Here is a 20,543-nt window from a genome sequence, read left to right as displayed (position 1 = left end):
TGGTGGAAGCACGGATGCGCCGTCCACCCTCAAGCATTCGCCCCTTGCGCCGATATTGCATAAAGCGATCGCGTCGAGCCGAAGGCTCGATCGAATCGCGCTCGCCTGCGCGCACCACCTCATCCATCTGGGTGTATCCGTCCCCATTCGATGTCGCGCAAACGTCGTCGATGTTCTCTTTTCGAATAGTTAGGAGAACGAAGTAACGGCGGGCGTTCACGCGCAGCCGTGCAGTCGGCTGATCTCGCTGTTGCGCCGGACGGCGCTCGGCGACGCGCTCCACCCACTACGTTGTATTCCGCGTGCGGCCTATGCAGCCGTGCGACAGATCGTTTGGCAGAGGAAGTAGCATGAAATGGTTTTATGACTTGAAGATCGCGCGGCGGCTGATGATGTTGAATCTGGCGGCTGCCGTGGCATTGTTCTCGGTCACGGGGTTCGGCATTTACCAATCGAGGCGGGTCTACGATGCCGCGAGCTATGCCAGCGAGAACACTGTCCCTAGCTTCGAAGTGCTAGGGGCGGCGCTGAAGGCGTTCGATTCGATGACGCTGCTCACGAGCAAGCACGTGTCTGCGTCGGATCCGCAAAAGGTGCAGGAAATCGAGCAACAGATCGGGCAGCAGCGCCAGAAATTGCGCGCGCAGCTCGCTCATTACGAGACGCTCGTGTCCGATCAAAAAGACCGCGATCTACTCGGCGCGGATGTCGCGGCCGCCGAGCAGGCAGCGAAGGCCCGCGATCAAGCGATGGCGCTCTCGCGCGAGAACCGCAAGCAAGAAGCCGACGCCATGCTCAACGCAGGCTTGGCCGACGCTTCGGAGCGTTTCGATTCGGCATTGCAGACGCACCTCGCGTACAACGATCAGCTTGGCAAGGAAGGCGCGCAGCGCGCCCGCGCATTGATCGAGCGCGCGAACCTGCTGGAAATCGTGAGCTCGCTCGCGGTCATGGCTGGGGTGTTCGGCTTGGGCGTCGTTGCCGCGCGTTCCATCACGCGGCCGCTCGAGCGCGCCGTCGCGTTCGCGCATCGGGTCGCACGAGGCGATCTGAGCACCGCGGCCGGGGCGACGACTCGCGATGAGACCGGCCAGTTGCTGCGTGCACTCGATGAGATGAACGGCAACCTCAGCGGCATCGTCGCGAAAGTGCGCGGCGGCAGCGAGACGATTTCGACCGCGACGGCCCAGATCGCCGCGGGCAATCTCGATCTATCCTCGCGCACGGAGGAGCAGGCATCGTCGCTGCAACAGACCGCCGCGAGCATGGAGCAGATCACTTCGACGGTCAGGTTGAACGCGGAGAATGCGCAGCAGGCGAGCGTGCTGGCGTCCAGTGCGTCCGATGTGGCGCAAAAGGGCAGCGGCGTGGTCGGTCGCGTGGTCGACACGATGACGCAAATCAGCGCTCGCTCGACGAAAATCGCGGACATCACGGGAATGATCGAGGGCATCGCCTTCCAGACCAACATCCTCGCGCTGAACGCGGCAGTCGAAGCCGCGAGAGCGGGCGAGCAGGGCCGTGGGTTCGCCGTCGTGGCGAGCGAGGTGCGCAGTCTCGCCCAACGCTCGTCGAGCGCGGCGAAGGAAATCAAAGATCTGATCGCCGCCTCGGTGGAAACGGTCGCCGAAGGCTCGGCGCTCGCCGGCGAGGCCGGTACGACGATGACGCAAGTCACGCGAGCGATTTCGCGCGTGACCGACATCATGGGCGAGATCGCCGCGGCCTCGGAGGAACAACGCCGCGGCATCGAGCAAGTGGGCCTCGCGATTTCGCAGATGGACGAGGTGACGCAACAGAACGCGGCGCTCGTCGAGCAAGCTGCGGCCGCTTCTCAATCGCTCGATGAGCAGGGGCGGCAATTGAACGACGCCGTCGCCTTCTTTCGCACCACCGGCGCGACCGGTGCTCGCGGGCTCCCGAACGTGAGCGAGCCCAAGGCCATGGCTGCGATGACGGGTGACGATTGGTCGTTGGCCGTGTAAGGGGCGAGCAAATGGCGTGGCGGTAGGGCGCTCGCGCCAAGCAGACTGGAACACCGATGATCGCGCCGCTTGTAATGATTACTGTGTTTTTGTACAGTAACGCTCACCTTGAGCACGCGCGCACCGACTTCCCCGCCCTCCCATCCGGCGCCCCCCGGCGCTGAGGTTGCGCTCGCGCGCAAAATCATCCACTGCGACTGCGATTGTTTCTACGCATCGGTCGAAATGCGCGACGATCCGAGCTTGCGCGGCCGGCCGCTCGCGGTGGGCGGGCGGCCCGAGCAGCGCGGCGTGATCGCCACGTGCAACTACGAGGCGCGCCGCTTCGGCGTGCATTCGGCCATGTCCTCGGCGCTTGCCGTGCGCAAGTGCCCGGGGCTCTTGATTCTGCCGCCGGCCATGGAGAAGTATCGCGTCGCATCGCGCCAGATCATGGCGATTTACCGCGACTACACGCCCATCGTCGAGCCGCTGTCCCTGGACGAAGCCTATCTCGACGTCACGCTCGCGCCGCATTGCAAAGGCAGCGCGACCTTGATGGCCGCCGAAATTCGCGAGCGCGTGCGCGCTACGGTGGGCGTGACGGTATCGGCGGGTGTCGCGCCGAACAAATTCGTCGCGAAGATCGCCTCCGATTGGAACAAGCCCGACGGGCTGTTCGTCGTCCGTCCTCACGAGGTCGATGCCTTCGTCGCCGCGCTGCCCGTACGAAAAATCTTCGGCGTCGGCAAAGTCACCGCCGCCAAGCTCGAGCAATTGGGGGTGCAGACCTGCCGGGATCTGCGCGAGTGGTCGCTCGTCGATCTCCACCGGCGCTTCGGCGCATTCGGACGTAGGCTGTACGAGTTGTCGCGCGGGAACGATCGTCGTTCGGTGCAACCCGATCAGGAGCGCAAGTCGATCAGTGTCGAAACGACGTACGTGAACGATCTGCGTACCCTCGATGAGTGCGCGGCCGAGCTGCGGTTGCTGGCCGAGCAACTCGACGTGCGCATCGAACGCGTGGGCGTGGCGGCGGCCATCCGCAAGCTCTACGTGAAGCTTCGATTTGCGGATTTCCAACGCACGACGGTCGAATGCGTTGCCAGCGAAACCGATCTGCCCACCTTCATCGCCTTGCTCGAAAAGGGTTTCGCGCGTCGCGACCGGCCCGTCCGGTTGCTCGGCGTGGGAGTGAGGCTCGAGGAAGACGACGGCGCCGGCCGAGGCCAGTTCCCCTTGTTCGACGACGAACCCCGTGAGGAAAGCGGTGCGGCCGGCTAGGTGCGGCCGGCTAGGTGCGCCAAGGTCGGCGCGAGGGCTAGAATCGCGCCGTGACTTACGCGCTCGTATGCGCGCCCGCACCCCGCGCGCCGCGTCCATATGATGTCGGATATAACCCGCGTCACCGGCGCGATGCGCCGGCCCAACGCCCGAGGAGCCGTTCATGGATCTCATCATTCGTCGCGCCGCACTGTGCGAGCACGTTGCCGGTCGCGACGCACCGGTCGACATCGCCATGGAGGACGGCCGCATCGTTGCGGTCGAGCCCAACCTCACGGCGAAGGCCGCGCAAGAGATCGACGCCGCGGGCTCGCTCGTGACGCCGGCGTTCGTCGATGCGCATTTTCATCTGGACGCCACGTTGTCCTACGGCCTGCCGCGCATCAACGCGTCGGGTACGTTGCTCGAAGGCATCGCGCTCTGGGGCGAGCTCAAGCCGCAATTGACGCAAGAGGCGCTGATCGAACGCGCTCTTCGGTATTGTGATTGGGCCGTCGCACGAGGCTTGCTCGCCATTCGCTCGCACGTGGACGTTTGCGATCCCCGTTTGCTCGCGGTCGAAGCGCTGCTCGAGGTCAAGCGCCGCGTGGCGCCGTATTTGGACTTGCAACTCGTGGCCTTCCCGCAGGATGGGCTGCTGCGCTCGCCGGGCGCGTTCGACAATCTGAAGCGGGCCGTGGCGCTGGGCGTCGATGTCGTCGGCGGCATTCCGCACTTCGAGCGAACCATGGCGGACGGTGCGGAATCGGTTCGGCTGCTGTGCGAATTCGCGGCGGACAAGGGGTTGCCCGTCGACATGCATTGCGACGAATCGGACGATCCGCTCTCGCGCCACATCGAGACGCTGTGTGCGCAAGCACATCGGCTGGGGCTTCATGGCCGCGTGGCGGGATCGCATTTGACGTCGATGCATTCGATGGACAACTACTACGTCAGCAAACTGCTGCCGTTGATGCGCGAGTCGGGCGTGGCGGCGATCGCCAATCCGCTCATCAACATCACGCTGCAGGGGCGGGCCGATACGTATCCCAAGCGCCGCGGCATGACCCGCGTGCCCGAGATGATGGCAGCCGGCATCGACGTCGCGTTCGGTCACGATTGCGTGATGGATCCGTGGTACGGCTTGGGTTCGGCCGACATGCTGGAAGTCGCCCATATGGGCCTGCACGTGGCGCAAATGACCGGCGTCGATGCGATGCGCGCCGCGTTCGATGCGGTGACCGTCAACGCCGCGCGCATTTTGAATCTGGACGGCTACGGCATCGCGCCGGGATGCCGCGCCGATTGCGTCGTGCTCGATGCGAGCGACCCGATCGAGGCGATTCGGTTGCGCGCAACGCGGCTGGCGGTCGTGCGTCGCGGCAGAATCGTCGCGCGCACGCCGGCAGCGCGCGCGACGCTCGCGCTCGAAGGGCGCCCCGGCGAAGTGGACTTCAAACTGAGCCGCTGACGCCCTTCGTCGCGTGTTAGGTGCGCTGAGCCGGGCGCTTACTCGGCTTCAACCCGCCTGCGAAGGGGCTTGCGCCATGCCGTTGTGTCGCAGCAGCGCGTCGATGGTCGGGGCGCGGCCGCGAAACGCCTTGAACGAATCCATCGCGGGACGGCTGCCGCCGACTTCGAGGATCTCTTGGCGGTAGCGTGTGCCCGTCGCGACATCGAGAACGCTGCCTTGCGCGGCTTTAGCAGCATCTTCGAAGGCCGCGTAGGCATCGGCCGATAGCACCTCCGCCCACTTATAGCTGTAGTACCCCGCCGCATAGCCGCCCGCGAAAATATGGCTGAACGTATTGGGCCAGCGCGAAAAGCTCGCTTGCTCGATGACGTGATAGCGCGCGTTGATTTCGCGAGCAAGGTCGTTGGCGTTTTGCGTCCCCTCCGGGTCGAAGCTCGTATGCAGCAGCATGTCGTACATCGAGAAGACGATCTGCCGCAGCATGCCGAGCCCGCTTTGGAAATTCTTTGCGGCGATCATCTTGTCGAAGAGAGCGCGCGGCAGTTTCGCGCCGGTGTCGACGTGCGACGACATATCGGCCAGCACGTCCCACTCCCAGCAGAAGTTTTCCAGAAATTGCGACGGCAGCTCGACGGCGTCCCATTCGACGCCGTTGATGCCCGACACGCCTAGCTCGCCTACGCGCGTGAGCATGTGATGCAGCCCGTGCCCGAACTCGTGAAATAGCGTAATGACTTCATCGTGCGTGAAGCAAGCCGGTTTGCCGCCGACCGGGGCGGAGAAGTTGCAGGTCAAATAGGCGACGGGCGTTTGCAGGCTGCCGTCGCTACGCTGATGACGGGAGCGGGCATCGTCCATCCAGGCGCCGCCACGCTTGCCCTCGCGTGCGTAGAGGTCGAGATAGAACTGGGCGCGCAGCGTGCCGTCGTCGTTTTCGACACGGAAAAAGCGCACATCGGGGTGCCAGACCGGGGCGTCGTCCCGGCGAATCCGCACGCCGAACAGGGTTTGCGCGACCTTGAAGAGCCCGCCGATCACCGCCTGCTCGGGGAAGTATTGCTTGACCTCGTTCTCGGAGAACGCATAACGCTTTTCGCGCAAGCGTTCCCCCGCAAACGCGACGTCCCACGGCTCGAGTTGCGCGAGACCGAGTTCGCTCGCGGCGAATTCGCGCAGTTCCTGCCAATCCTTCTCGCCATAGGGGCGCGCGCGGCGGGCGAGATCTTCGAGGAACGCGATGACCTGCTCGGGCGTATCGGCCATCTTCGGCACGAGCGAGACGTCGGCGAAGTTGCGGTAGCCGAGCATCTGCGCCTCTTCTTTGCGTAACTTCAAGATGTCGGCGACGTTCTGCGTATTGTCCCACTCGGGTTTGCCGCCGCCGTACGCGGCGCCCAGCTCCGAGGCGCGCGTGACGTAAGCGCGATACATCGCTTCGCGCATCGGCCTGTGCGCGGCGTACTGCATGACCGGAAAGTACGACGGGAAGTGAAGCGTGAATTTCCAGCCTTGCACGCTGGCTTCTTGCGCCGCTTCGCGCGCGGCCTCGATCACGTCGGCGGGCAGTCCAGCCAGTTCCGCGTCGGTCGTGGCGACATAGGCGTAAGCGTTCGTCGCGTCGAGCACGTGATCGGAGAACGCTTTGGCAAGCGCCGCCTGGCGCTCCTGCAATTCGGAGAAGCGGGGCTTGAGCGCTTCGGGCAGTTCGGCGCCGGAGAGGCGGAAATCGCGCAACGCGTTCTGCAAAATCTTCTTGCGCTCGTCCGTGAGCCCCTCATAGGCGGGGCTGGCGACGATCGCCTTGTACTTGTCGAACAGCGCCAAATTTTGGCCCACGTTCGACCAGAATTCCGTGACGCGCGGCAGGTTTTCGCCGTAGGCGGCGCGCAGCTCGGGCGTATCGGCGACGGCGTTCAAATGGCCGACGATGCCCCAGGCCCGCGAAAGCGGCTCGGTGGCGGCCTCCGTGGTTTCGACGACGTCGGCCCAGGTGGCCGGCGTGGCGGGATCGGTCGCATGATCGATTGCCGCTTGCGCCTTGGCAAGCAGGACATCGAGCGCGGGCGTGATGTGCTCGGCGCGGATCTGGCCGAAGCGCGGCAAGCCGGAGAAGTCGAGCAGCGGATTCTCGGTCGGGATGCGCTGATCCGTTGCGGAGGACGAATCGGTGGTATTCGATGCCATAGCGCTATTCCTGTCTGTCTAGTGAGAGGGGCGGGTGTTCGGCGGCAGGCGCGCACGCGCCCGACTTCTTCATTATTGGGGCTCAGCGCACCGATTCCAACCGAAGGCGGGCTTTTTCGATGGCGCGGCGCTCGCGTCGGCCCGTGGCGCACGCTGCGTGCAGTTCAGCTGCGCACCACGCCGGCATTGCGTTCGGCGGCTTCGATCGTGTTGACGAGCAGCATCGTGATCGTCATCGGGCCGACGCCGCCGGGCACCGGCGTGATGAGCCCCGCCACGGCCGAGACGCCGGCGAAGTCGACGTCGCCGCACAGCTTGCCGGCCTCGTCGCGATTCATGCCCACGTCGATGACGGTCGCACCCGGTTTGACCATGTCCGCCGTCAGAATGTTGCGCCGCCCCGTCGCGGCGACGACGATGTCGGCGCCGCGCGTATGGGCGGCCAGATCGCGGGTCTTGCTGTGGCAGATCGTGACGGTCGCGCCCGCTTCGAGCAGCAGCATCGCCATCGGTTTGCCGACGATGTTCGAGCGGCCGATCACGACGGCGTTCGCGCCTTGCAACGGCACCTCGTGCGCCTCGAACATCTTCATGACGCCGTAGGGCGTGCAAGGCCGAAACAGCGGCTTGCCGGTCATCAAGGCGCCGGCGTTCGCGATATGGAACCCATCGACGTCCTTTTCGGGCGCGATCGCTTCGATGACCTTATGGCTGTCGATGTGCGGCGGCAGCGGCAGTTGCACGAGGATGCCGTGAATGCGCGGATCGCGATTGAGCGCATCGATGCGAGCCAGCAGATCGGCTTCGGAGAGCGTGGCAGGGTAGCGATCGTAAGAAGAGTAAAGGCCGTTGTCCTCGCACGCTTTCACCTTGTTGCGCACGTAGACCTCGCTGGCCGGATCGTCGCCCACGAGCACCACGGCGAGCCCCGGCTGGTGGCCGCGCGCGGTGAGCTGGGCGGCGCGCGCAGCCACTTGCGCGCGAAGGGTCTTGGAGAGGGCGAGGCCGTCGATCAGTTTGGCAGTCATGGTGGTCGGTCGAGAATGAGACGAAGGAAAGCGGCGGTCGCGCGAGGGGCAGGGGCCGGCGGGGCGCGATGCGCTGGGCCCCTAATACGCGGCGCGAGCGGCAAGAACGCGGATGCCCGGTGACGAGCCGGGACGACGGCGGCCGCAGACGCATCGCGGCGCGTGACAAAAGCGTAATTATAGCGTCGGAAGCATGGCCGACACGGCGGACAGGCCCGGCGCGAGCGCGCTGCGAGCGCAGAACCGGGGCGGCGCGGCGCGCGCCACGCCGCCGGGCGCGACGGTTACGCCTGGTTGGCGGGCTTGTTCGACAACGCGAGGCGCAGCAGGTCGGCCACCGTGTTGACGTTGAGCTTTTCCATGATGTTGGCGCGGTGGGCCTCGACCGTCTTGATGCTGATGCCCAGATCGTCGGCGATCTGCTTGTTCAACCGGCCGGCGATGATGCGCTCGAGCACCTGATGCTCGCGCGCCGTCAGCTTGCCTAGACGCTCGGCCGCCGCGCGCTGCTGCTGCACCGTGCTGCTTTCGCTGCGCGCCTTGTCGAGCATGCGCTCCACGAGCTTGCGCAACTCGGCTTCGTCGAACGGCTTTTCGATGAAATCCATCGCGCCTTTTTTCATCGTCGATACGGCCATCGGCACGTCGCCGTGGCCCGTGACGAAGATGATAGGCAGCGAGGCGTTTTCTGCGATAAGCCGCTCTTGCAGCTCGAGCCCGCTCATGCCCGACATGCGCACGTCGAGGATCAGGCAAGCGATCTGGCCAGCGTGTTGCGCGGGCTGGTACGCTTCGAGGAATTGCTCCGCGCTCGAAAAGCACTGCACGCGGTAGCCGTTCGCTTCCAACAGCCAGCGCAGCGAATCTCGCACGGCTTCGTCGTCATCGACCACGAAGACGGTTTCTTGACTAGTGACTGGGCTGCTCATAGCTCTCCCGTAACGGTTTGTGGTCTCGGCGCTTCGACCCGGCCGCCTTGGCCCGGGTCGCTAGGTTCGCCGATCGGCAGACTACAGTGAAATGTGGCGCCTGTGATCTTGCCGTTCTCGTCCACGTTGTTGACAACCCACAGACGGCCTCGATGAGACTCGATGATCGAGCGGCAAATATTGAGTCCCATGCCCATGCCGTCCGACTTGGTACTATAAAACGGCTCGAACAGACGCTCGATCGCCGCTTCGTCGACGCCGGGGCCCTGGTCGATCACGCTGATGCAGACGAACCCGGCGTCGAGCCGAACGATGACGCGGATCACCGCGTCGAGCGCGTTCGGCCGGGCCTCGTGCATGGCTTCGGCGGCGTTCTTGAGCAAATTGACGAGCACTTGCTCGATCAGAACAGGATCGACGTAGATAACGGGCAAGCGCGAGCGAATTTCCGTGAGGATCCGAATGCGCCGCTTGCGCGCTTCGATTTCGGCCAGCCCGACCGCGTCCGCTACGATGTCCGATACGCGAGCGGCTTGACGTTTGGGCTCGCTGCGTTTGACGAACTCGCGAATGCGCTTGATGATCATGCCGGCGCGAACGGCCTGCTGGGCTGTTTTCTCGAGCACCGGCAGCAGCGTGTCGGGCGTCGTGCGGCCCGCTTTGACGAGCGCGACCGTGCCAGAGCAGTAGTTGTTGATGGCCGCGAGCGGTTGATTGAGCTCGTGCGCGAGCGAGGAAGCCATTTCGCCCATCGTCATCAGGCGGCTCGTGAAGTGCAGCTTCTCTTCCTGCTGGCGCGCGAGTTCCTGGGCTTGCTTGCGCGTCGTGATGTCCGTGGCGATCTGCATTTGCGCGAGATGGCCGTCGACCCATTGGATGTACTGGCGCCGCACCTCGAACCACTTCTGGATGCTCTGGACATAGATCTCTTGAGCATCGGCCGCGCTTTCCGTCAGCGCGGCGGCGGGCAGCCCGGCGTAGGTGTCGACCATGTCGATCGAATCGGACGAAGCTTGCGCGCTGTCGAAGCCGCCGCCGGCCAATTCGAGGTGGCCGTCCGGACGAATGCCGAACAGATGCCGGTAGTAGCGGTTCGCGAAGAGCAGTTCCGCTTCGTCGGCCGCGAGCACCGACACGGCGGCGTCCAAGCTCTCGAGCACGGTGGTGAAGCGTTCGTGCGCGGCAGCCAGTTCCTCGCGGGCCCGCTTCGGCTCGGTGATGTCTGTCATCGAGGACATCCAGCCCGTTTGGCGCCCCGAGCTGTCGATCAGCGGCGAGACATACAGGCGCGCGTGAAACAGCGAGCCGTCTTTGCGTCGCACGCGCAGTTCGAACCCGGAGGAGGGCGCTTTGCCGCGCAGCGTCATGTCGAGTTGGCGCTGCATCTCCGGGTAGGAGTCGCGCGGCCAATAGGGAAACGGCGCCGTCTTGCCGACGAGATCGCTTTCGTCCCAGCCCGTCATGCGGCAAAACGCCGGGTTCACGTGCGTGATGCGCCCGTGCATGTCGAGCACGCGCATGCCGATCAGCACCGAGTTTTCCATCGCCCGGCGGAAGAAGGCCTCGGCGTACAGCGCCTGCTGCGCCTCGAAGCGCTGGCGCGTGTGCTTCCATAGGCTCCACAAGCTCCAGAGCACGAAGCACGAGAGCCCGGCCACGAGCCAGACGAGCGTGTTGTTCGTGAAGTTCGTGATCTGCGGGAAGGCGTAGACGCGCACCGTCACGCCCTGGCCCGGCGGGTCGAGCGGCAAGTCGTAGAAGATGTCGCGCGGCAAGCGCGGGCGCGTGGAGGTGGTCGCCAGTTCGCGATTGTTCGCGTCGGTGATCGAGATCTTGTACTTGGCCGACAGCTCGGGCGGAATGTCGTGCTTGAGGATGCCTTCGATCGAGAACACGGCCGCGATCGAGCCGAGGAATTCGCGATCGCGGTAGATCGGCGTTTGCAGCGTCAAATAGCCATTGCCGACATCGTCGTAAATCAGCGGCGAATAGACTTGGCGGCGCGTGCCGCGCGCATCGGCGAAGGAGGCCTTCACCGCTTCGTCCATCTGCGCGTCGGTGAGCCGCGCGAAGCGCTGGCCGGCGAGCGGCAGCGGCGTGTTGGGCCAGCGCGGCGTCTTCGCCACCGTATACCAATTCAGATACAGGATCTCGGGATGCGCCTGCATGATGTCCGCCGTCGACATCTCGAACGAATGCTGATCGGCGTGGCCCGCGGCGATGTCGCGCGCGAGTGCCTGCAGTTGCTCCTGCGCGCCCGTCATCGACAGGCGGATTTGCTGTTGCGCCCATGCGACGTTGCGATACAGCGTGTCCTCTTGCTGTTGCTGCTCCCGCCGGTTCAAGCTCCATAGGATCAAGCTCATCACGACCAGGAACACGAGGATCGAGAGCAGGGGCGTGAGCAAATACGAGTTGGACCACCACGGTCCGTGGTGCCAGCGGGACGGCGACGAATCCGCCCGGGGACCGGACGGCCGCGCCGAGCGTGCGAAAAGCCGATCGGTCAACATGGCTCGAATTGTAGCGCAGCAGGCTCGCGCCAATTGGCGTAAAACAAGGCTATTCACCCCGCATTGCATGCAACTGAGCGCACATTGCCGCAGGGATGCCAGCATTTTTAGATGCGTCGCAGCAATATTCCGTATTATGAGAAATCATCTCGTCATTCGAAAAATTGTTTGCTAAGGCCCTGCAAGCCTCATTACAATCGCCGACAACTGCCGCGGTCCCCCGGGTCTGCGTCGTCCGTTCGAAGAGAGCATTCCCCAATCCAGGAGACGAGAATGTCCGCTGTGCCCGACGAAGTCATGAAATATGTCGCCGCCGATAAAGACGACGATCCCCAAGAAACCGGCGAATGGCTCGACGCGCTCGAAGGGGTCATTTCTGCCGTCGGCCCGGACCGTGCGCACTACCTGATCGAAAAGCAGATCGAGTTCGCGCGCGTGCACGGCGAGCATCTGCCGTTCTCGGCCAACACCCCGTACATCAATACGATTCCCGTTTCGCGCCAGGCGAAGATCCCGGGCGACCAGGACATCGAGCATCGCATCCGCTCGTACACGCGCTGGAACGCGATCGCGATGGTGCTGCGCGCCGGCAAACATACGAACGTGGGCGGCCACATCGCGTCGTTCGCCTCGGCCGCCACGCTGTACGACGTCGGTTTCAACCATTTCTGGCATGCGCCGTCGCCCGAGCACGGCGGCGATCTCGTGTTCGTGCAAGGGCACTCGTCGCCGGGCATCTACTCGCGCGCTTTCCTGCTCGGCCGGTTGACCGAGAAGCAGCTCGACAACTTCCGCCAGGAAGTGGGCGGCGAGGGCATCTCGTCGTATCCGCACCCGTGGCTGATGCCCGATTTCTGGCAATTCCCGACCGTGTCGATGGGCCTCGGGCCGATCATGGCGATCTATCAAGCGCGCTTCATGAAATACATGCAAGCGCGCGGCATCGCCAAGACGCAGGGCCGCAAGGTCTGGGCGTTCCTCGGCGACGGCGAAACGGACGAGCCCGAATCGCTCGGCGCGATCGGCATGGCCGGCCGCGAGCGGCTCGATAACCTCGTGTTCGTCATCAACTGCAACTTGCAGCGCCTCGATGGCCCGGTGCGAGGCAACGGCAAAATCATTCAAGAGCTCGAATCCGAATTCCGCGGCGCCGGCTGGAACGTCATCAAGGTGGTCTGGGGCAGCCGCTGGGACGCGTTGTTCGCGCGCGACAAGACGGGTGCGTTGATGCGCCGCATGATGGAAGTGGTCGACGGCGAATACCAGACGTACAAATCGGAATCGGGCGCGTTCGTGCGCGAGCATTTCTTCAACACGCCCGAGTTGAAGGCGCTCGTCGCCGATTGGTCGGACGAGGACATCTGGAACCTGAATCGCGGCGGCCACGATCCGCACAAGATCTACGCCGCCTTCCATGAAGCGACGCACGCCAAGGGGCAGCCCACCGTCATTCTGGCCAAGACGATCAAAGGCTACGGCATGGGCGAGGCGGGCCAAGCCATGAACATCACCCACCAGCAAAAGAAGATGCAGGTGGACCAGCTCAAGGTGTTCCGCGATCAATTCCGCCTGCCGATCTCCGACGAAGATATCGTCAACGTGCCGTACCTGACCTTCGAGGAAGGCTCGAAGGAACTCGAGTACATGCGTGCGCGGCGTCAAGAGCTCGGCGGCTACCTGCCGGCGCGCCGGCAGAAGGCCGAATCGCTGCCGGTGCCGGAGCTGAGCGCCTTCGAGCCGTTGCTCAAGGGCACGGGCGAGGGCCGCGAGATCTCCACGACGATGGCGTTCGTGCGGATCTTGAACATCCTGCTCAAGGACAAAGCGCTCGGCAAGCGCGTCGTGCCGATCGTGCCCGACGAATCGCGCACGTTCGGCATGGAGGGCCTGTTCCGCCAGATCGGCATTTGGAATCAGGACGGGCAGAAGTACGTGCCGGAAGATTCCGATCAGCTGATGTTCTATAAGGAATCGGAAACCGGGCAGATTCTGCAGGAAGGCATCAACGAGGCAGGGGGCATGTGCGACTGGATCGCGGCCGCGACGTCGTATTCGACGCACGGCGAGATCATGGTGCCCTTCTACGCCTTCTATTCGATGTTCGGCCTGCAGCGGATCGGCGATCTCGTGTGGGCGGCCGGCGACATGCGCTCGCGCGGCTTCCTGCTCGGCGGCACGGCGGGGCGCACGACGCTGAACGGCGAAGGCTTGCAGCACGAAGACGGCCACTCGCTGCTGTGGGCGCAATCGGTTCCGAATTGCCTGAGCTACGACCCCACGTTCGGCTACGAACTGGCGGTCATCATGCAAGACGGCTTGCGCCGCATGGTGCAGAACCAGGAAGACGTGTTCTATTACATCACCGTGATGAACGAGAACTACGAGCACCCGGCGATGCCGCAGGGCGAGCACGTGGCGCGCGACATCATCAAGGGCATGTATTCGTTCAAGAAGGCCGACGGTGCATCGAAGAACCCGCGCGTGCAACTGATGGGCGCCGGCACGATCATGAACGAAGTGATTGCGGCCGCCGATCTGCTCAAGAACGATTGGGGCGTCGATGCCGATATTTGGGGCGTGCCGAGCTTCACCCAGCTCGCTCGCGAAGGCCAGGACATCGCGCGCTGGAACCTGTTGCATCCGAGCGAGCCGCGCAAGCTCACGCACGTCGAGACGCTGCTCAAGGATGCAAAGGGTCCCGTCATCGCTTCCACCGATTACGTGCGTGCGCTGGCCGATCAGATTCGCGCTTATGTGCCCAACCGGTTCGTGGTGCTCGGCACGGACGGCTTCGGCCGCTCGGATACGCGCGAGAACCTGCGCCATTTCTTCGAAGTCGATCGTTACTGGGTCACCGTTGCGGCGCTGAACGCGCTGGCGGACGAAGGCGCGATCGAGCGCAAGATCGTTGCCGATGCGTTGTCCAAGTACCGGCTCGACCCGAACAAACCCAACCCGATGACCGTTTAAGGCATCGCCTTCGCGTGAGGCTATGCGCGCCCGCCGCTTGGAAACACGGCGGGCGCGCCTGTGTGAGCCCTGGAGACACGAACAATGAGTGAAGCGATCGAAGTCAAGGTGCCGGACATCGGCGACTACAAAGACGTGCCCGTCATCGAGATCCTCGTGAAGGCCGGCGACGCCGTCGAAAAAGAACAGTCCCTCGTGACGCTGGAGTCGGATAAGGCGACGATGGACGTGCCGAGCCCGCAAGCGGGCACGGTCAAGGAAGTGAAGGTCAAACAGGGCGATTCCGTGTCGGAAGGCACGCTGATCGTGCTGCTCGAGCCGGTTGCGGACGCCGCGCAAGCCGCGAAACCCGCGCAGGCCAATGGTGCGGCGGGCGCCGCGCAAGCGAGCGCGCCCGCGGCCCCAGCGCCAGCCGGCGGCGGCAGCATGCAGGAAGTGAAGGTGCCGGACATCGGCGACTACAAGGACGTGCCCGTCATCGAAGTGGCGGTCAAGCCCGGCGACGTGGTCGAGAAAGAGCAGTCGCTCATGACGCTCGAATCGGACAAGGCGACGATGGACGTGCCGAGCCCGGTCGCCGGCGTGGTCAAAGAAGTGAAGGTGAAGGTGGGCGACACGGTGTCGGAAGGCACGCTCATCGTTCTCGTCGAGGCCCAAGGCGCGCCGAGCGCCGCGGCCGCCGCGCCCGCGAAAGAGCAGGCCGCGCCTGCCAAGAAGGTGGAACCGCCCCTCGATTCGCCGAGCGAAGATACGCGGCACAGCATGCCGGCTCAACCGTCCGCGCTCGCGCAAGCGCCGAACATTCCGGCCGGAGAGGGCGGGGCGCGCCGGCCAAGCCACGCGTCGCCCTCGGTGCGCAAGTTCGCGCGCGATCTTGGCGTCGACGTCGCTAGCGTAGCCGGCACCGGGCCCAAGGGGCGGATCACGCAGGACGATGTCACCGCATTCGTCAAGGGCGTGATGACGGGGCAGCGCGCGGTTGCGGGCGCCGCGCCCGCCGCGGCCGGAGGCGGCGAGCTCAATCTGCTGCCGTGGCCGAAGGTCGACTTCACGAAGTTCGGCCCCATCGATCCCAAGCCGCTGTCGCGCATCAAGAAAATCTCGGGCGCCAATCTGCATCGCAATTGGGTCATGATTCCGCACGTCACGAACAATGACGAAGCGGACATCACCGAGCTCGAAGCGCTGCGGGTGCAGTTGAACAAGGAAAACGAAAAAGCGGGCGTGAAGATCACGATGCTCGCATTCGTCATCAAGGCCGCGGTCTCGGCTTTGCGCAAATTCCCGACGTTCAATGCGAGCTTGGACGGCGACAATTTGGTATTCAAGCAGTACTACCACGTCGGCTTCGCGGCCGATACGCCGAACGGTCTCGTCGTGCCGGTCATTCGCGATGCGGACAAGAAGGGACTCATCGACATCGCCAAGGAAATGGCCGAGCTGTCCAAACTTGCGCGCGAAGGCAAGCTCAAGCCGGATCAAATGCAGGGCGGCTGCTTCTCGATTTCTTCGCTCGGCGGCATCGGCGGCACGCATTTCACGCCGATCATCAACGCACCCGAAGTGGCGATTCTCGGGTTGTCGCGCAGCGCCATGAAGCCCGTGTGGGACGGCAAGCAGTTCGTGCCGCGCCTTACGCTGCCGCTTTCGCTCTCGTACGATCACCGCGTGATCGACGGTGCCGAAGCCGCGCGCTTCAATGCGTATCTCGGCGCGCTGCTCGCCGATTTCCGGCGCGTGATTCTTTAATCGTCGAATACGGCGCGGTCCAAAAACAAGGGGACGTGAATGAGTCTCGTCGAAGTGAAGGTGCCGGATATCGGCGATTTCAGCGATGTCGACGTTATCGAGGTCAACATCAAGCCTGGCGACGTAATCGAGATAGAGCAGTCGCTGCTCACCCTCGAATCGGATAAGGCGTCGATGGAAGTGCCGAGCGATGTGGCCGGCACGGTCAAGGAAGTGAAAATCAAGGCTGGCGACAAGGTGTCGCAAGGAATGGTGGTCGCGCTCGTCGAGGCGGCAGCCGCAGCGAGCGCGCCCGCAAAGACCGCGAGCGCGCCGGCGGCTGCTGCGGCGAGCGCGCCGGCCCCGAGCGCCGCGCCGTCTCCTGCCTCTGCCGGCGCCGCTGCGCCCGCGGCGGGCAGCTATGCCGGTGCGGCGGACATCGAATGCGACATGCTCGTGCTCGGCGCCGGTCCCGGCGGCTATTCGGCGGCATTCCGCTCGGCCGACCTTGGGATGAAGACAGTGCTCGTCGAGCGTTATTCGACGCTCGGCGGTGTGTGCTTGAACGTCGGGTGCATTCCGTCGAAGGCGCTGCTGCATACGGCGCTCATCACCGAGGAAGTCGCGGCCCTGGCGGAGCATGGCATCACGTTCGGCAAGCCGCAGATCGATCTCGACAAGCTGCGCGGATTCAAGTCGGGCGTCGTCAAGAAGCTGACGACGGGCCTGGCCGGCATGGCGAAGGCGCGCAAGGTCGAAGTGGTGACGGGCGTGGGCGCGTTCCTCGATGCGCATCATATGGAAGTGCAAGGCGAGGGCGGCAAGAAGGTCGTCAAGTTCAAGCAGGCGATCATCGCGGCCGGCTCGCAAGCAGTGAAGCTGCCGTTCATGCCGGAGGACCCGCGCGTCGTCGATTCGACGGGTGCGCTCGAGTTGCGCCAAGTGCCGCAGCGCATGCTCGTGATCGGCGGGGGCATCATCGGGCTCGAAATGGCGACCGTCTATGCAACGCTCGGCGCGAAGATCGACGTGGTCGAAATGCTCGACGGCTTGATGATGGGCGCCGACCGCGACCTCGTGAAGGTCTGGGAGAAGTACAGCTCGAAGTATTTCTCGAAGGTGATGCTGCGCACGAAGACGGCAGCCGCCGAGGCAAAATCGGACGGTATTTACGTGAAGTTCGAAGGCGAGCAGGCGCCCGCCGAGCCGCAGCGCTACGACCTCGTACTCGTCGCCGTCGGCCGCAGCCCGAACGGCAAGAAGATTGGCGCCGACAAAGCGGGCGTGGCGGTGACGGATCGCGGCTTCATCGAAGTCGATAAGCAGATGCGCACGAACGTGCCGCACATCTTTGCCATCGGCGATATCGTCGGTCAGCCCATGCTCGCGCACAAGGCGGTGCATGAGGGGCATGTCGCGGCCGAGGCCGCGCATGGCGAGAAGGCGTACTTCGACGCGCTGCAGATTCCGTCGGTCGCTTATACGGACCCGGAAGTGGCATGGGCCGGCAAGACGGAAGAGCAGTGCAAGGCCGAGGGTATCAAGTACGGCAAGGCGGTGTTCCCGTGGGCCGCGTCGGGCCGGGCGATCGCCAATGGCCGCGACGAGGGCTTCACGAAGCTGATCTTCGATGAGCAAACCCATCGCGTGATCGGCGGCGGCATCGTCGGGCTCAACGCCGGCGATCTGATCAGCGAAGTTTGTTTGGCGATCGAGATGGGGGCGGATGCGACCGACATCGGCCGCACGATCCATCCGCATCCGACGCTCGGCGAATCGGTCGGCATGGCTGCCGAACTGTTCGAAGGCGTGTGCACGGACTTGCCGCCGCAGCGCAAGAAGTAGCGTCTGTCGCTTGCCGCCTGGCTTGTTTCCGGCGGCAAGCGCAGCAAGCAAGCTGGTGTGCGCTCGGGCCTGGCGGCCGCCTGCGGCTGCGTCGCCGGCTCTGGCACGGCGGGGCCAAGTCCTTGCCGCGCTAGCGCAGGAGGTTCGGAAAGCGTCGGGAAGAAATAAAAACGGCGCGCTCCCGTAAGGAGCGCGCCGTTTTGCGTTTCGGCGCGAAGCGCCGGCCGAGACTTAGGCGGCCGTCTTCTTCGTGGCGGCAGCGCGCGAAGCTTGCGATGCGGCTTGCTGAGCAGCCTTCTGCGCGGCCGTGGCTGCGGCGTTGAAGTTGCTTTCGGCGATTTCGACCGCTTGCTTCGTGGCCTTGTGAACCGTTTCGTACGTCGTGTTCGCCGCGGTGATTGCGGACTTCATGACGGCGACAGCGGTTTCCGAGCCGGCCGGGGCATTCTTGGCGACATTTTCGACGAGCGCTTGCACCTTGCGGTTTTGCTCTTCGTACTGGGCTTCCGCAACGCGCGCGAATTCAGCTTGCGTGGCCGAGGCGATTTCGTACAGATGACGACCGTACGACAGCACCTTTTCGGCGACCGGCTGCGTCAGGCTGGCTTGCAGCGCGACGAATTCTTGCGCATCCTTGACCGACAGCGCACGTTGTGCGTTTTCCTGGCCTTCGGCGAGCGTCGACTTCACTACTTGCAGGTTCAGTTCGACAAGCTTCTCAATGCCTTCGAAGGCCTTGTTCGTCAGACCGAAGAGGGCTTCGAGGTTCGCTTTTTGTGCTGCGGCGAATTGCTCAGGTGTCAGCAGAGTCATGTTTTCGCTCCTGAAAATCGACCTGTTTCGTTAGGCCGAATGGGGTGGAATGGCTAAATTTGCGTTGGCGCTTCTTAGGTTCGACGTCTTTTGTGCGTCGCAACAACGGTTCCCATTTTAGAACGACGCGAACAAATGTCAAGCACATTTTGTGCGTCGCACAATAGTGTGATTTTCTAGTGAAAACAATGCGTTGCGGATATTTGGGGTCGTGACGTTGGTATCGTTTTCTCCGCCTCTCGGAGTAAAGGGACAGATTGTCGCGGGGCAATGCGGCGGCGCCGTCTCGCATTGTGCGGTTCCGCGCGGACAATTCGTCGGCGCGGCGGTAAACCAAACGCAGCGTTGGCGCGTTATGCGGCATTGCCTCGAGCGGCGCGCTCGAACGCGGAAAGAAGCTCGTGCGAGTGAACGTTTTCGCTCAAGTTCGGACAAATATCGCCGTTATGCGGTTACGGCCCTAGTAGGCGACGCGGCGTGCCCGCAAGATTCGTGCATGACCGGCGCAACCCCGTTTTACAAATTGGATCAAGGACGGCCTATAAGTGCTTAATATTGCTAATTTTTCGTAGCTTTACTACACTTGCCGTCAACCGTCCGCCACTCCTGCTTCAGAACACCAATGAAAATCGCTCTGTTTTCGTCGCTCACCGTGATGCGAAGCGTGGCGCTCGGCACAATCGTGTCCGCCGCCGCCAGCGCCGTGCTCGTGGCGACGCTTGCGGCCCCGGCGAATGCGTTCGCCGCTACCGACACAGCCCCGGCCCATCGGTCGGTGCACAAAAAGCACCTAAAGAATGAGGCGAAAGCCGCTGCGGCCACGGCTGCGGCCGAGCCGGTCAAACGCAAGCGCGCGACCTACACGCTGCGCGGCCATGGCCGGCACGGCGTCCACCGGGTCGCGTTCGAGCCTCGGTCGCCAACGGCCGGGCAGGCTTTCGGGCTGCAAGACACGCCCGAAGGCGTAGCACTGCGCTCCAATGTCGCATTCGTGGTGGATCAGAACACGTCCGAAGTGCTGTTCGACAAGAATTCGACCTCGGTCGTGCCGATCGCGTCCATCACCAAACTGATGACGGCGATGGTCGTGCTCGATTCGAAGTCGCCGCTCACCGATCCGGTCGAGGTCACCGACGAGGACCGCGACTACGAGAAGCATACGGGCTCGCGCCTGCACGTGGGGGCGGTCTTGTCGCGCGAAGACATGCTGCATATCGCGTTGATGGCGTCGGAGAATCGCGCTGCCGCTGCGCTGTCGCGCTACTTCCCGGGCGGGCGGCCCGCATTCGTCGCGGCGATGAACGCCAAAGCCAAAGAACTCGGCATGAACGACACGCATTTCGAGAATCCGACCGGCCTAACGAGCCATAACGTCTCGACGGCGCGCGATCTCGTCAAGATGATCAATGCGGCATATCAATACCCGCTCATTCGCAAGTTCTCGACCGATCGCAGCTATGAGGTCTATCCGGGCAGGGGCGTGCTGGCCTACAACAGCACCAATGCGCTCGTGCGCAACCCGACCTGGGACATTGGCTTGCAGAAGACGGGTTTCATCAACGAAGCCGGGGAGTGCCTCGTGATGCAGGCGACCATTCACGGCCGTCCGGTGGTGATGGTGCTGCTCGACTCCGCGGGTAAATACTCGCGCTTTGCCGATGCCACGCGCCTGCGCAAATGGCTCGACGATTCCGACGGCCAGCGCATTACGAGCGCGGACGCAGGCGGTCGCGGCACCTAACGCTGGCCCGGCTCCGCCGCTCGGTAGTCGAGTCGGTGCAACAAAAAAGCCCCGCATTCAACGCGGGGCTTTTTGTTTCCGTGAGGACGAA

At 63.9% G+C, this 20,543-nt stretch carries 12 protein-coding genes; 7 read left to right on the top strand and 5 right to left on the bottom strand.

All coding sequences use genetic code 11. The features are described from left to right. Positions 1 to 350: 350 nt before the first annotated feature. From QQS38_RS01930 to QQS38_RS01920, 3 genes are all read left to right on the top strand, one after another. Positions 351 to 1,985, top strand: a complete 1,635-nt coding sequence (locus QQS38_RS01930) for a methyl-accepting chemotaxis protein (protein ID WP_479643676.1) — start codon at positions 351 to 353, stop codon at positions 1,983 to 1,985. A gap of 108 nt (positions 1,986 to 2,093) precedes the next feature. Continuing rightward, positions 2,094 to 3,248, top strand: coding sequence for a DNA polymerase IV (dinB, locus tag QQS38_RS01925; protein ID WP_479643675.1), 1,155 nt, complete (start codon positions 2,094 to 2,096; stop codon positions 3,246 to 3,248). A gap of 163 nt (positions 3,249 to 3,411) precedes the next feature. Then, entirely contained in the window at positions 3,412 to 4,698 is a 1,287-nt protein-coding gene (locus tag QQS38_RS01920) for an amidohydrolase family protein (RefSeq protein WP_479643674.1), read from the top strand. A 48-nt stretch (positions 4,699 to 4,746) separates the two neighbouring features. Here QQS38_RS01920 and QQS38_RS01915 read toward each other — a convergent pair whose 3' ends face one another. The 4 genes from QQS38_RS01915 to fixL form a co-directional block, all read right to left on the bottom strand. Then, positions 4,747 to 6,885 (bottom strand): M3 family metallopeptidase, encoded by a 2,139-nt coding sequence (locus QQS38_RS01915; RefSeq protein ID WP_479643673.1) that lies wholly within the window; start codon positions 6,883 to 6,885, stop codon positions 4,747 to 4,749. Positions 6,886 to 7,049: 164 nt separating this feature from the next. Then, positions 7,050 to 7,913, bottom strand: coding sequence for a bifunctional methylenetetrahydrofolate dehydrogenase/methenyltetrahydrofolate cyclohydrolase FolD (gene folD / locus QQS38_RS01910; RefSeq protein WP_479643672.1), 864 nt, complete (start codon positions 7,911 to 7,913; stop codon positions 7,050 to 7,052). A 284-nt stretch (positions 7,914 to 8,197) separates the two neighbouring features. Next, positions 8,198 to 8,842 (bottom strand): oxygen response regulator transcription factor FixJ, encoded by a 645-nt coding sequence (gene fixJ / locus QQS38_RS01905; protein WP_102643564.1) that lies wholly within the window; start codon positions 8,840 to 8,842, stop codon positions 8,198 to 8,200. Then, the gene (fixL, locus tag QQS38_RS01900) at positions 8,839 to 11,355 is read right to left on the bottom strand and encodes an oxygen sensor histidine kinase FixL (protein ID WP_479643671.1); all 2,517 of its coding nucleotides are present in this window, start codon (positions 11,353 to 11,355) and stop codon (positions 8,839 to 8,841) included. Before fixL ends, fixJ begins: the two co-directional genes overlap by 4 nt. 273 nt (positions 11,356 to 11,628) lie before the next feature. Here fixL and aceE point away from each other — a divergent pair, with 273 nt between their 5' ends. The 3 genes from aceE to lpdA all read left to right on the top strand — a co-directional run bounded on the left by aceE (position 11,629) and on the right by lpdA (position 17,898). Then, positions 11,629 to 14,325, top strand: coding sequence for a pyruvate dehydrogenase (acetyl-transferring), homodimeric type (gene aceE / locus QQS38_RS01895; protein ID WP_479643670.1), 2,697 nt, complete (start codon positions 11,629 to 11,631; stop codon positions 14,323 to 14,325). Between the two features lie 84 nt (positions 14,326 to 14,409). Then, a complete protein-coding gene (gene aceF, locus QQS38_RS01890) occupies positions 14,410 to 16,074 on the top strand; it encodes a dihydrolipoyllysine-residue acetyltransferase (RefSeq protein WP_479643669.1) in 1,665 nt (554 codons plus the stop codon). A gap of 39 nt (positions 16,075 to 16,113) precedes the next feature. Further along, positions 16,114 to 17,898, top strand: coding sequence for a dihydrolipoyl dehydrogenase (gene lpdA, locus QQS38_RS01885; protein WP_479643668.1), 1,785 nt, complete (start codon positions 16,114 to 16,116; stop codon positions 17,896 to 17,898). A gap of 231 nt (positions 17,899 to 18,129) precedes the next feature. Here the strand turns inward: lpdA and QQS38_RS01880 are convergent, their stop codons facing one another. Continuing rightward, positions 18,130 to 18,711 carry a phasin family protein gene (locus tag QQS38_RS01880; protein ID WP_277427868.1) on the bottom strand — a complete coding sequence of 194 codons (582 nt, stop codon included), beginning with the start codon at positions 18,709 to 18,711 and terminating at the stop codon, positions 18,130 to 18,132. Positions 18,712 to 19,333: 622 nt separating this feature from the next. On the opposite strand from QQS38_RS01880, the gene pbpG reads away from it, so the two are divergent. Beyond that, complete coding sequence (gene pbpG, locus QQS38_RS01875) at positions 19,334 to 20,452, top strand: D-alanyl-D-alanine endopeptidase (RefSeq protein WP_479643667.1); 1,119 nt, start codon at positions 19,334 to 19,336, stop codon at positions 20,450 to 20,452. Positions 20,453 to 20,543: the final 91 nt, after the last annotated feature.

This window comes from Trinickia sp. Z7 (assembly GCF_056498045.1).
The sequence above is the reverse complement of the archived record's forward strand: the minus strand, read 5'-3'. Positions and strand labels throughout refer to the sequence as shown.